Annotated in this window: 10 protein-coding genes; 7 read left to right on the forward strand and 3 right to left on the reverse strand. The window is 70.2% G+C overall.

The window, feature by feature from the left end; genetic code table 11:
- The first annotated feature begins 61 nt into the window (after positions 1-61).
- Positions 62-1,306: an adenylate/guanylate cyclase domain-containing protein gene (locus ACVTJA_RS00770; RefSeq protein WP_465832904.1), complete on the forward strand. Its 1,245-nt coding sequence runs from the start codon at positions 62-64 to the stop codon at positions 1,304-1,306.
- Between the two features lies 1 nt (position 1,307).
- Here the strand turns inward: ACVTJA_RS00770 and ACVTJA_RS00775 are convergent, their stop codons facing one another.
- Positions 1,308-3,032, reverse strand: coding sequence for an MDR family MFS transporter (locus ACVTJA_RS00775; RefSeq protein WP_465832906.1), 1,725 nt, complete (start codon positions 3,030-3,032; stop codon positions 1,308-1,310).
- A 333-nt stretch (positions 3,033-3,365) separates the two neighbouring features.
- Here ACVTJA_RS00775 and ACVTJA_RS00780 point away from each other — a divergent pair, with 333 nt between their 5' ends.
- The 5 genes from ACVTJA_RS00780 to ACVTJA_RS00800 all read left to right on the forward strand — a co-directional run bounded on the left by ACVTJA_RS00780 (position 3,366) and on the right by ACVTJA_RS00800 (position 10,294).
- Entirely contained in the window at positions 3,366-5,354 is a 1,989-nt protein-coding gene (locus ACVTJA_RS00780) for a lysyl oxidase family protein (RefSeq protein ID WP_465832908.1), read from the forward strand.
- A 139-nt stretch (positions 5,355-5,493) separates the two neighbouring features.
- Positions 5,494-6,648 (forward strand): cysteine desulfurase family protein, encoded by a 1,155-nt coding sequence (locus ACVTJA_RS00785; RefSeq protein WP_465832910.1) that lies wholly within the window; start codon positions 5,494-5,496, stop codon positions 6,646-6,648.
- 185 nt (positions 6,649-6,833) lie between these two features.
- On the forward strand, positions 6,834-8,060 hold the full coding sequence (locus ACVTJA_RS00790) for an ABC transporter permease (protein ID WP_465832911.1): 1,227 nt from the start codon (positions 6,834-6,836) through the stop codon (positions 8,058-8,060).
- A gap of 15 nt (positions 8,061-8,075) precedes the next feature.
- Entirely contained in the window at positions 8,076-9,296 is a 1,221-nt protein-coding gene (locus ACVTJA_RS00795) for an ABC transporter permease (RefSeq protein WP_465832913.1), read from the forward strand.
- Positions 9,297-9,397: 101 nt separating this feature from the next.
- Positions 9,398-10,294, forward strand: coding sequence for an aspartyl/asparaginyl beta-hydroxylase domain-containing protein (locus tag ACVTJA_RS00800; RefSeq protein WP_465832914.1), 897 nt, complete (start codon positions 9,398-9,400; stop codon positions 10,292-10,294).
- Between the two features lie 73 nt (positions 10,295-10,367).
- On the opposite strand, the gene ACVTJA_RS00805 is transcribed toward ACVTJA_RS00800, so the two are convergent.
- Positions 10,368-10,538, reverse strand: coding sequence for a hypothetical protein (locus tag ACVTJA_RS00805; protein WP_206722907.1), 171 nt, complete (start codon positions 10,536-10,538; stop codon positions 10,368-10,370).
- 125 nt (positions 10,539-10,663) lie between these two features.
- Complete coding sequence (locus ACVTJA_RS00810) at positions 10,664-11,431, reverse strand: hypothetical protein (protein WP_465832917.1); 768 nt, start codon at positions 11,429-11,431, stop codon at positions 10,664-10,666.
- Between the two features lie 190 nt (positions 11,432-11,621).
- Between ACVTJA_RS00810 and ACVTJA_RS00815 the strand changes: the two genes are divergently transcribed.
- Entirely contained in the window at positions 11,622-12,869 is a 1,248-nt protein-coding gene (locus ACVTJA_RS00815; RefSeq protein WP_465832919.1) for a phospholipase D-like domain-containing protein, read from the forward strand.
- Positions 12,870-12,911 lie beyond the last annotated feature (42 nt).

The following is a 12,911-nucleotide window of genomic DNA, read 5'->3' on the forward strand; positions in this document are numbered from 1 at the left end:
GCCGGTTCGGTGAAACAATGAAACACCTCTGGCCACGCCCCCCGGCCAGGGAAGAGTCAACGTGACAGTGAACGCCCGAGACTCGCGGATGATGCGCGGACAGCCGGCCGTGACGGGCCCGGACGTCGCGGGCTGGCTCGTGACGGAGGCGCGGAGCGTGGACAGCCCGGCCGCGCTGCTCGACGGCCTCTGTGAGCGGCTGGTGTCCCAGGGCGTTCCGCTGGCCCGCGCGTCCGTCTCCCTCTTCACGCTGCACCCGCTGGTGCACGGCCGCAGCTTCCGCTGGCGTCCCGCCCAGGGCGTTTCCATCGAAGTCCATCCGCACGGCCTGCAGCACCTGCCCGGCTTCGCGCTCAGTCCCTTCAAGGCGCTGCTCGACGGCTCGCCCGGCATCCACCGCCGCCTGGAAGAGCCGCCCGCGCCGGATGACTTCCCGATGTTCGCGGAGCTGCGCGCGGACGGGCTCACGGACTACCTCGCGCTGCCGGTGTGCTTCAGCGATGGGGCGCGGCATGCCGTGTCGTGGGCCACCTCCGCGCCCGGCGGCTTCTCGGACGCGCACCTCGCGCTGCTGCACGGGCTGCATCCGCTGCTGGCGCTGGTGCTGGAGGTGTTCGCCCGCAAGGACATGACGGGCGTGTTGCTGGATACGTACCTGGGCCGCGACACGGGACGGCGCATCCTCCAGGGGCAGATTCGCCGGGGTGACGGTGAGACGACGTCCGCGGTCATCTGCCTGAGTGATTTGCGCCGCTTCACCACGCTGTCGGACGCGCTGCCTCGCGACGCGCTGCTGGAGCTGCTCAACGCCTACTTCGAGACCATGGTGGGCGCCTTCCATTCGCACGGCGCGGAGGTGCTCAAGTTCATCGGCGACGCGGTGCTCGCCATCTTCCGCATCGACGCGGACTCGCCGGTGGAGGCGCGCTGCGAGGCCGCCGCCCGCACCGTCCGCGCGGCCCTGGCCGCCAGCACCCGCGACAACGCGGAGCGCCGCCGCAAGGGCCTGCCCACCTATGAGTTCGGCGCCTCGCTCCACGTGGGCGACGTCATGTACGGCAACATCGGCGCGTCGGACCGGCTGGACTTCACCGTCATCGGTCCGGCCGTGAATCTCGCCGACCGCATTGGCGGACTGTGCGCCGCCCTCAACGAGCCCGTGCTCCTGTCCGAGGCCTTTGCCTCCCACTTCCGTGGCGGCACGCGGGACCTCGGTGAGCACAAGCTCAAGGGCGTCTCCACGCCGGTGCGCATCTATTCGCTGGCGCCCGAGGCAGACAGCTCGAAGGCGCTCACCGCCGCCTGAGTCATTCCATCGGCGCGGAGGGACGCCCCTTCCGGAGCGGCTGTTCCGGCAGTCGGAGTGTCACCAGGAACGCCAGCAGCGCGATGACGATGGCGACGCGGTACACCGCCGACACGCCGTGCGTGAAGGCCTCCTTCACCACCTGGTGCACGCGGTCCACTGACTCCAGAGCTCGTCGCTCCTCCGCGTCCACGCGTGAGCGTTCCTCCGAGCCCACCCGGCCGCGCTCCGCGTCGAACTCCGTGCGCAGGCGAGCCTTCACCGCCTCGCCCTGGAAGCCGAGTCCCGGCGCGCTGCCTTCGCCAGTCGCTCCCGGCGCCACCATCACGACCTCGGCCCGCACTGACTCCGGCAAGCCCTCCGTTGCTCCGGGCATGCGCGCGCCCAGTTCTCGCGACAGCGCGGCCGCGAACACCGTGCCGAGCAGCGCCACGCCCAGCGTCATCCCGAGCTGACGGAAGAACGTCGCCGACGCCGTGGCCACGCCGATGCGCTCGCGCGGCACCGCGTTCTGGATGGCCATGGTGAAGATGGGAATCGAAGGTCCCAGGCCCAGGCCCACCAGCACCATCTTCGCGGTGACTTCGGCCTGCGTGGACTCGGGCGTCAGCGTGAAGCCCATCACCGTGAAGCCCACCGTCAGCAGCACCAGCGAGCCGAGCAGCAGCCCCTTGTACCGGCCGAGCTTCGACACGAGCTGCCCGCTCAGCACGTTGCCCGTCACCACGCCCAGCGTCAGCGGCGTAATCGTCAGCCCCGAGCGCGTCGCCGAAAGCCCCACCACGTTCACCATGAACAGCGGCAGGAACACGACGCCCGAGAGGAACGCCGCGCCGATGATGAACACCGCCACGTTCCCCGTGCTGAAGGCCCTGATGCGGAACAGCTTCAAGTCCAGCAGCGGCTCCCTCGCGCGCCGCTCCACGCGGAGGAACATCACCGTGCCCACCACCGCCAGCGCGAACAGGCCGAGGATTCGCCACGAGCTCCAGGCCCACGCGCCGCCGTCACCGCGCCCCAGGCTGAGCGCGAGCAGCAACGGCACCACCGCCAGCGCGAGGAACGCAGCACCGGGAACATCCAGTCCTCCCTGTGCGGCGCCCGGAGGCCGCAGCTTCGGCATGCGCAGCAGCACGAGCGCCAGCGCCACCGCGCCCACCGGCAGGTTGATGAAGAACACCCAGTGCCAGCCGAACTGGTCGGTGATGAAGCCACCCACCAGCGGGCCCACCACGCTCGACAGGCCGAACACCGCGCCGAAGAGGCCCTGGTACTTGCCTCGCTCGCGAGGCTCGAAGAGGTCCGCCACCACCGCCAGCGCCGCGGTGAAGAGCGCCGCGCTGCCCAGGCCCTGCACCGCGCGGAAGAGGATGAGCGCCACCGTGGACCGCGCCACACCACACAGGAAGCTGCCCGCGAGGAAGACGAGGATGCCCACCGCGAGCACCGCGCGCCGTCCCAGCAGGTCGGACAGCTTGCCCCAGACGGGCACCATCATCGTGGACGCCACCATGTACGCCGTGGTCAGCCACGCGTAGAGCGCCGCGGGGATGCGCAGGTCCGCCTGGATGGCCGGGCCCGCCGTCGCGACAATCGTCTGGTCCAGCGCCGCGAGCAGCAGCCCCAGCAGCGCCCCGAGCATCGTGAAGACCTTCTGTGCTCGGGTGAAGGCGGGCGCCGCGGCGGACAGGGCGTCGGCGGAGGCTGTGGCGGCGGACGGGGCCATGTTCGCGAAGGTCTCCCGGGACGCGGGCACCGAAGGCAAAGGTGGGGATGCCTCGGGCCGACGGCCAATCACCCCGGCTGGCTGGCTGCTCGGCCGCTGCTGCCACGGCGGGGGCGGGGCCGCGCCGTGCAATCCCTTCGTTTCGGCAATCCGGTTGCGGCTCCGCGCGCGGACACAGAATCGCGACCGAAGTCGCATGTCACGGTTGAATGCCACTCATCCGGCAAACATCTGGAATCGGATGTCGGAAGTGCGCGTAACCTGGGGGCGCGTCGCGCGGGGCACGGCCGGTCCCCGGGCGCGTACATGCCGAGACTTTCAATGACAGTTTTCATGCAACGGTTTCGAGTCCTGCTGCTCTCGCTGCTGGCAGTGTCCCTGACGGCCTGCCCTGATGACCCCGACCCCCTCCCCGACGCCGGAGTGCCGGACGCGGGTGAGCCCGATGCCGGTGCGCCCGACGCGGGGCCGGTGCTCTCCGAGGAGCCCCGATGGGAAGCGACCTTTGACCCCGAGTACACGACGGGCTGCTTCGGCCGCTCCGTCGCGCTGGGGGACTTGAACGGCGACGGCCAGAAGGACCTCGTGGTCGCCGCTCCGCCGTGCCTCACCACCACGCGGGACCCTGGCCGGCTCACCATCTTCGCCGGCGAGGCGCCGTACTTCTCGAAGCAGCGCCTCACCACGGTGATGAACTGGCGCAACGCCAGCACGGCCACGCGCGGCAACCAGATGACGGTCTCCACCGGCAACGTGGACGGAGACGCATACGCGGACGTGCTCGTCGCGGGGCAGTACGGCGCGCTCGTGTTCAAGGGGCGCGCGGACCTGTCCCAGGTATTCGCGGAGCCGCTGTTCGTGGCGCCGGGCACTGGCGTCTACAACAACGCCGTGCTCGCGGACGTGGATGGCGACGGGCTGGATGACCTGGTGAGCGTGCGGCAGACGGTGGTGTCCGTGTATCGGGCCACGCCAGGGGCGGAGACCGGGCCCTTCTCCCTCGTGCCCCGCACCACGAGCCTCTTCACCAGCAGCGTGCGGCGCGCGGGCGACATCAACGGCGACGGCGCCATGGACCTCATCGTCACCAACGGCTCGGTTTACGCCGCCATGCTCGGATGCAAGGCGGGGGGCACCGTCACGTGTGACGGAGCGCTGTCGGCGCAGTCCTTCTGGAGCGTGGCGTCGCGCTCCCTGTGGCTCCTGCCGGACCTCAACGGCGACGGTGCTCCCGAGCGCTTCGTGGGCCCGGGCGGTGGCACGCAGATGCTGCAGCTCTCGGACGCGCAGGCGCCGGACCGCTACTCGACCACGCCCGTGTGGACGGCCATGGCCGACCCGCTCTTCTCCCTCTTCGGCAACATCATCGTCCCGACGGGAGACCTGGATGGAGACGGGAAGAAGAATGACTTCGTGGCGGGCTCGGACGGGCGGCTCTACCTCTTCTCTCCGGCGCAGGGTGTCTCGGCCGAGCTGAAGCCCGTGTGGGCGTGGCCTCGCGCGGACCGCCTGCCCTCCGGGTACGAGGGCTTCCACCGCTTCGCCGTGCTGGCGCCCGGGGATTTGGACGGCAATGGCTTCGATGACCTGGTGGTGGGCGCGGCGCCTCCGGCCGGGCTCGTCTCCGGGCCCTCGGGGCGGGTGAGCATCCTCGGAGGTGGCGCGGTGCCCGCCACGCCCACGGCTTCGCCGCACCTGCCCGCGGTGGCTTCGTGCAACCTCCAGCTCGACTCGCAGAACGGCAAGCCGGACCTCACGGTGGACGCGGACGTGCTGGCCCGCTCGCTGTACGTGGAGCGCCGCACCTTCGCGGCGGACTCGTGCGAGGTGAAGGAGGGCTGCGTGGCGGCGGGCGGCGAGCGCCGGTTGTTGCGCTTCAGCACCTCCATCCAGAACCTGGGCAACGCCCTCGCCTCCGTGCCCAGTGTGGAGGAGCGGCCGGACCTCTACGTCTGGGACGAGTGCCACGGCCATGACCACCTGACGAACTTCGCCGGGTACGCGCTGCGCAACGCGGCGGGGCAGGACGTCGTCCAGGGCCGCAAGCAGGGCTTCTACCTGGTGGACTACCACCGCCAGTGCTCGGACGCGGCGCCGTACTTCCTTCCCCTCGAGCGGATGAGCATCTCCCCCGGCTGGTCGGACATCTACCTCGCGGACATCCCCTGCCAGTGGATTGACATCACCGACCTCACGGATGGCACGTACACGCTGCGCGTCGGCGTGGACGAGCAGGACGTCATCGACGAGGCGAACTCGCTCCCCAACGAGGCGAAGCTGAACGTCCGCATCGAGGGGAATTCCGTCACCGTGCTGCCGTAGCCCGGCGCACCCGGGCGCGCGGCTTCGCAACCGCGCGTCCAGCTCCGGGCCACCAGCGCGCTGTCTTCCCAACGAAGTGTTCGTCCGCATGTCGTTGAAGGGCGACACGGCCACCGTCCTGCCGTAATCCTTCGGGGCCATGAGCCCCGCCGAGCGCCCGCTGTACCTGGACCACAACGCCACCACCCCCGTCGACCCGGAGGTGGTGGACGCGATGCTGCCGTTCCTGCGCGAGGAGTTCGGCAACCCCTCCAGCGGGCACCCGTACGGGAAGCGGGCCCGCGCCGCGCTGGAGGAGGCCCGCGCGAAGGTGGCGGCCCTCATCGGCGCGAAGGCCGGAGACATCCTCTTCACCTCCGGCGGCACCGAGGCCAACAACCTCGCCATCCGAGGCACCACCGAGGCTCGCGCGGAGCGGCGCCACGTCCTCACCTCCGTCATCGAACACCCGGCCACGAAGCTGCCCTGCGACACGCTGGAGTGGCGCGGCTGGCGAGTGACGTGGCTGCCCGTGGACGCGGACGGGCGCGTGCGCGTGGAGGACGCGGCGCGCGCGCTGGACGCGGCGGGCGCGGACACCGCGCTGGTGACGCTGATGCACGCCAACAACGAGACGGGCGTCCTCCAGCCCGTGGCGGAAATCGCCGCCCATGCGCACCGGCACGGCGCCACCGTGCACACGGACGCGGCGCAGTCGGTGGGCAAGGTGCCGGTGGACGTGGAGGCGCTCGGCGTGGACCTGCTCACGCTGGTGGGCCACAAGCTGCGCGCGCCGAAGGGCGTGGGTGCGCTGTACGTGCGGCCGGGTACGCCGCTGCGGCCCTTCGTGCTCGGCGGTGGGCAGGAGCGGGGCCTGCGGCCGGGGACGGAGAACGTGCCCCATGCCGTGGCCCTGGGCACCGCGTGTGAGTTGGCTCGCGTCCGTTTGTCCAAGGGCACTTCCGCGCTGGTGGCCTTGCGAGAGCGGTTGTGGGAGCGGCTGCGCGCGGAGGTGCCCGGGCTGGCGTTGAATGGCCACGCCACGGAGCGGCTGCCCAACACCCTCAATGTGCGCTTCCCGGGCGTGCGGGGGAGTGACGTCCTGGCGGCGGCGCCGGAGGTGGCAGCGTCCACCGGTTCGGCTTGTCATGAGGGTGGCGAGTCCGCCTCCCCGGTGCTGCGCGCCATGGGGCTCCCCGAGGCCGAGGCCCTGGGCGCGGTCCGCCTGTCCCTGGGGCCCGACACGACAGGCGAGCAGGTGGACCGGGCAGCGGCGGCGCTGGTGGCCGCCTGGCGCAAGGTGGCCGGACGCTGAGTCCCAGCCGTCCCGTGGGTGGGAAGTCCCTCCGGGACTCCGGGTGTGTGAAGAGAACCTGCTCCCCTACCGGGTTGTCCTGGGGAATGCCGCGTGCAATCACTCGTTCGCTGGCGCGTAGCCAGGGGTGCCCGCCGGGAGTGTGTGCTCGGGGCGCAACGGTGTACCGGCGGAGAGGTCCTTACGTGAGCTTCAAGGTCGATGTGTGGGAGGGCGGGCGAATCGCCCTGTTCTCGCTCCGCTCCAACCGCCTGCGGACGGTGCTGACGACGGTGGGCATCGGCGTGGGCGTGTGCACGCTGCTGGCCATCGTCGGCATCATCCAGGGCATCAACCGCTCGTTCGACGACCAGCTCTCGCAGATTGGCGCCAACACGCTGCAAATCTCCAAGTTCCCCTGGGCCATGGGCGGGAACTGGTGGGAGTACCGCAACCGCAAGGACCTCACCGCGGACATGGTGGGCCCCATCGTCGCCGCGTCTCCGCACGTGGTGGCCGCCGCGCCCATCTACTTCGACCGCGTCGAGGGGCGCTTCCTGGACCGGAAGATGAACTCGGTGACGCTGGTGGGCACCACGGCGGACTACTCCACCGTGTCCTCCTTCGTCGTGGACAGCGGGCGCTTCCTCACCGACGCGGACGTGGACGCGCGCTCGCCGGTGGCCGTCATCGGCGCGGAGCTGGTGCGCACGCTCTTCCCCGGCCTCAACCCGCTCGGCCACCGCATCCTCCTGGGGGACAAGCCCTACCGCGTGGTGGGGACGCTGGAGCCCAAGGGCACCATCCTCGGGGAGAACCAGGACCTCGTCGTGATGGTGCCGTACCGCACCTTCATGTCGCACTTCGGGAAGAATCACTCGCCCAACATCGCGGTGGCGGTGGACTCGGCGGAGCACGTGCTCGACGTGCAGGACGCGCTCACCGCGGTGCTGCGCCGCGAGCGCAGCACGCCGCCGGAAGTCCCGGACGACTTCGCCATCAACCGGCCCGAGCAGCTCGCCAACATGTACAAGCAGCTCACCGGCGCGCTCTACGGCGCGGCCACGGGCGTGGGCCTGATTACCCTGCTGGTGGGTGGCATCGGCATCATGAACATCATGCTCGTGTCGGTGCGCGAGCGGACGCGCGAGATTGGCGTGCGCCGCGCGCTGGGGGCGAGGAAGCGGACCATCATCCTCCAGTTCCTGATGGAGGCCTCGAGCGTGTCCGCGCTGGGCGGCACCATTGGCACGCTGGCGGGGCTGGGGCTGGCGTACACGGTGTCGATGATTACGCCGCTGGCGGCGGCGGTGCAGCCGCTCACCGTCGTCTTCGGCGTGGGCTTCGCGGCCACGGTGGGGCTGCTGTTCGGCATCTGGCCGGCGGCGCGCGCGGCGAACCTGGACCCGGTGGAAGCGCTCCGCCACGAGTGACGGGAGACGGTGGCGATGAACGCAATCTGGGACACCCTGCGGCTGGCCTTCGGCACGTTCGCTTCGAATCCGCTGCGCTCCTTCCTGACGCTGCTGGGCATCGTCATCGGCGCCACCACGGTGGTGTCGATGATGGGGCTCATCCAGGGCCTGCGGAACCAGGTGAACGAGAGCCTGTCCGAGCTGGGCACCAACTGCTTCCAGGTGCAGCGGCTGCCCTTCGGCGGCGAGCTCACCGCGGCGCAGCTCGCGAAGCGGCCGCGCTTCACCGAGGCGGACCTGGAGGCCATCCGCGAGCTGCCGTCGGTGCTGACGGCGGCGGGAGAGGACTCGCGGGGCGGGTTCAAGGTGTCCACGTCGCTGCGCGAGTCGCGGGCCAACGTGAGCATCTGGGCGGGCACGCCGGAGTACTTCCAGACGAACTCGGTGGCGCTCCATTCGGGGCGGGCCTTCACGGACACGGAGTACCTGGACGGCCGGCGCGTGGTGGTGATTGGACAGGACCTCGCGGACACGCTGTTCACGGGCTTGGAGCCGCTGGGGCAATCCATCCGCATCCAGGGACGCAGCTTCCTGGTGGTGGGCACGCTGAAGCGCAAGGGCGGCTTCCTGGGAGGGGGTAGCCAGGACAACAACGTGATGATGCCGCTGACGGTGTTCCGCCAGTTGCTGGGCGTGCGCGACTACCGCGTGAGCATCCAGGCGAGGTCCGCGGAGCTGGTACAGCGCGCGCAGGACGAGGTGACGCTGCTGATGCGGCGGCGTCACGGGCTGAAGCCGATGGAGGAGGACGACTTCTTCCTGTTCTCCAACGAGAGCGCGGCGGAGATGTTCAACAACATCTCCCAGGTGATTTCGGTGGCGAGCTTCGGCGTGTGCCTGCTGTCGCTGCTGGTGGGCGGCATCGGCATCCTGAACATCATGCTGGTGGCCGTGACGGAGCGGACGCGGGAGATTGGGATTCGCAAGGCGCTGGGCGCGAAGAAGCGGCGCATCCTCGCGCAGTTCGCGACGGAGGCGGTGGTGCTGTCGCTGACGGGCGGCGTGCTGGGCGTGCTGATGGGCGCGGGACTGGCGAACCTGGCGAAGTGGGTGATGCGACTGCCCACGGAGGTGCCCTTCTGGGCGGTGGCCCTGTCCCTGGCGATGAGCTGCGGCGTGGGACTGGCGTTCGGCATCTACCCCGCGGCGCGCGCGGCGAAGCTGGACCCCGTGGAGGCGATGCGGACGGAGTAGGGCGGGTGGCGTCAGCGCCGGCTCACCCGCATCCACTTGGGCATCTCTTCGCCGAGCATGGCTCGTTGCCCTGGTAGCATGGCGCTCCCCAAGGAGCCGCCATGTCCGACCCATCCACGCAGGAGCTCACCGCGCAGGTGCGCCAGAAGGTCGTCGAGCTGGCCATGCAGGGCGGGTACTTCGACACCGTCATGCGGGCCGGCGGTGAGCTGGCGCGGCTCCAGGACTACCTGCAGATGCTCGCGGGCCGCAAAGCTCTGCCCCCGCCGACGCCGGGACAGGAGCCCACGATTTTTCCGCCGCTCCCCGGCCTCGAGGAGCGGCCCTGGCGAGACGGGCCCATTCCCGCCGCCACGGCGCTGGAGGGCTGTCTCGCCGCGGTGGAGAGAGACCTCGCGCGCCTGGAGAACGCGGACCTGCTGCACTACGACTCCGGCATCGTCGGCACGGGGCGCTGGTCCGTGCTCCCCGTCTTCTTCGCGGGAGAGCGCATCGACCGCCTCTTCTTCCCCGGGCTGGAGATGGACGAGACGGCCGCGGCGGTGCAGTCGCTGGACGGCGAGTGCACGGCGTTTCCCCTCGCGGACGTGCTCTTCTCCTCGCACGCGCCGGGCACCACGCTGACGCCGCACTGCAGTTGGGACGGCTTCCGGATGCGGCTGCACCTGGGCCTGCGCATCCCGGAGGGCTGTGGCATCCGCGTCGGCTCCGAGTCTCGGCAGTGGGAGCGCGGCCGCGTGCTGGCCTTCCATGACTCGTTCGAGCATGAGACGTGGAACCGCAGCCAGGAGCGCCGTGTGGTGCTCATCGTCGACTGTTGGCACCCGGGCCTCACCGCCCCCGAGCGCGAGGCGCTGCTCGCCCTCACGCGGAAGTTCGAGGTGCGCGCCATGCTCGCGCGGCTCCGGGCTCCCGAGCCCATGGCCGAGCAGTTGCTGCTCCGCTTCGCGCAGGCCGAGCTGTCAGACGCGCTCGTGCGCCGCTTCTGGCGCATGTGAGGCGTGGACGCGATGAGGCCCCTTCCGCGCGGAGCGAAAGGGGCCTCGGTGCTTCAGTGCGCGTACTGGACTGCTACGGACACGGAGGCGTGCAGATGAGCTCGCCGGTGATGGGGTGCTTGTAGCAGGTCACCGTGCACCCTTCGGCCGAGGCCGTGGCGGGCGTCATGGCAACGCCCACGCCGAACAGCGCGGCGACAGCAGCGAGGGCGACGGCGATACGGAGGTTCTTCCGAGCAGACATGCAGAGTCTCCTGGTGATGGGTCCGTACTGCGCGGCGGAATGTGCTGTTTTGGTTTCAGTATGGCAACAGACTCTGTGTGGCAATTCAACCGACGCGGCGCGCGGAAGATGCACCGGACTCGTAACTATCGCGTGTGCTTCTCTGAACGCGGCGCTCCGGCCCACTGGTAACCCACCGTCGCACCCGCGCCAATGAATCCCAGCGCGATGAGCTGACGCTCGGTCTTCAAGCGGGCGCTCGGCCCGGCCAGCTTCATCATCACGGCATGCGCGGCAACGCCGAGCAGCGCGCCTGCCGCCGCGCCTCCGAGCGCTCCGAGGTACGCGTCTCCGCGGTCCCTGCTGGTGCCGAAGGCGAGCTCACCCAGGCCCCACGTGCCGAGCGCGGCCAGCGGCGGCGTGAGCACGAGCCCCGCGCCGAACGCCGTCACTTCCAATTCCGTCCAGCGTCCGCCGCTCGGTGTGGCCGGCCGGAAGAAGAGGAGCCGTGCGGGCATGGAGCCGAGGAGCATTCCCGCTGTCGTCTCCGACGCCGTGGCCGCCAGTCGCGTGTCTCCGCCTACGCGGCTCGCGGCCCAGATGCCTCCGAGCGGCAGCAGCGCCAGGCCTCCATGCGCCACCCACGCTTCCGTGGAGAGCGGCAGGTCTTCTCCGTGCGACTGCACGGGCACGCCGCTCATGCCGGGCAGGCGCGTGCCGCCTTCTCCGGGAGGGAGCGGGTCCGGTGTCACATTCGTTGGCGCAGGCTCCGTGGTCTCGGTGTCTTCCTGCTGGAGCTCCTGCGCCTTCAGGTTCTGGCGCAGCGGCGCATCGGAGGCCGCATGAGACACGGAGGCCCACAGGCACCCGAGCAGCATCAGGAACACGGAAGCTCGCGATTGGAACGGAGACATGGGCACACCCGGCGCACGGTGGGGAGCAACGGTGCTCACGCTCCGTGCCGGCATCCACCTTCCCGCGAGCCCCGCGCCGTGCAGCGCACAGTGGGCTCATGTGGAGATGTTCTCGGCCGGACGCTGTCCTGCGACTCGCGCGTCATGGAGGACAGGTGCGCTCGTGCCCAGGTGTCATTAGCTTCTGGCGGTGAAGCTGGCCTGGCTCGTGCTCGGCGCGTTGCTCCTCACCGGGTGCCCGTATCCCAACCACCGGCATGACCTGCGCCTGCGCGCACTGCCCGAGGGCGGGCCCGAGGCGCGCTCGCTCGCGTTCTACCAGTCGCTCGGCGTGGAGCTTCAGCCCGGCCACCGCGTGGAGTTGATTGAGAACGGCCACATCTTCGACGCGATAGAACAGGAGATTCGCGCCGCCCGCACCAGCATCCACATCGCCAGCTACATCTGGCGCCCGGGCGAGCCGTCCGACCGGCTGGTGCGCGCCATCCAGGAGCGTCATCCGGGAGTCGCCTGCCGCGTGCTCGTGGACCCGCTGGGCAGCGTCAACTTCGAGTCCGTGGAGCCCGTGCTCGCGAAGGCCGGCTGCGAGGTGCGCACCTTCCGTCCCATTCAGGGCGCCATCTCCTCGCTCGATGCGAAGCGCATCAAGGCACGCATGCACCGCAAGCTCGTGGTCCGTGACGGCGAGGTGGGGCTCACCGGAGGCTGGGGCATCTGGAAGAGCTGGCTCGGCAATGCGGCCGGGCCGGACTCGTGGCGCGATGTCGCCGTCCGCGTGGAAGGGCCCGCGGTGCGCGAGATGCAGGTGGCTTTCGCGCAGAACTGGCAGGAGGCGGGGGGAGACTTTCTCCCGGCCAGCGACTTCCCCACGTTGCAGCCCGTGGGTGCGGCGCGCGCCGGCTTCGTGGCGAGCACCGGACATCGTTTTCTCTCCGACGCGCGGAGAATGACGCTGCTCACCATCGCCTCGGCGAAGCGGAGGCTCTGGATTGCGAACTCGTACTTCATTCCCTCCGAGGCCATCAGCGACATGCTCATCGAGAAGGCGAAGCAGGGCGTGGACGTGCGGGTGCTGGTGCCCGGCCGGCATCACGACATCGCGCCCGTGCACGCGGCGCAGCGGGCGTCGTATGCGCGGCTGCTCGAAGGCGGCGTGCGCATCTGGGAGTACGAGCTGTCCATGATGCACTCCAAGACGATGCTCGTGGACGACTCGCTGTCCGTCGTCGGCTCCACCAACCTGGACCCGCTGGCGCTGGGCAGCTCGGAGGAGTGCTCGGTAGTGGTGGACGACGCGGGACTGGCCGCCGAGCTCGGCACGGCGTTCGAGAACGACCTGGGCCACTCCTACGAAATCCACTGGAGCGGGTGGAAGCGGCGCGGGGTGCTGCAGAAGCTGGGGGACCAGCTTCCGTGGCTCATCGGCGACTACCTGTGACTCGACTTTCGCTGTGAAGGTGCCTCGATGCCGCGGCTCTCT

The sequence above is a fragment of the Pyxidicoccus sp. M6 genome (genome assembly GCF_055568925.1).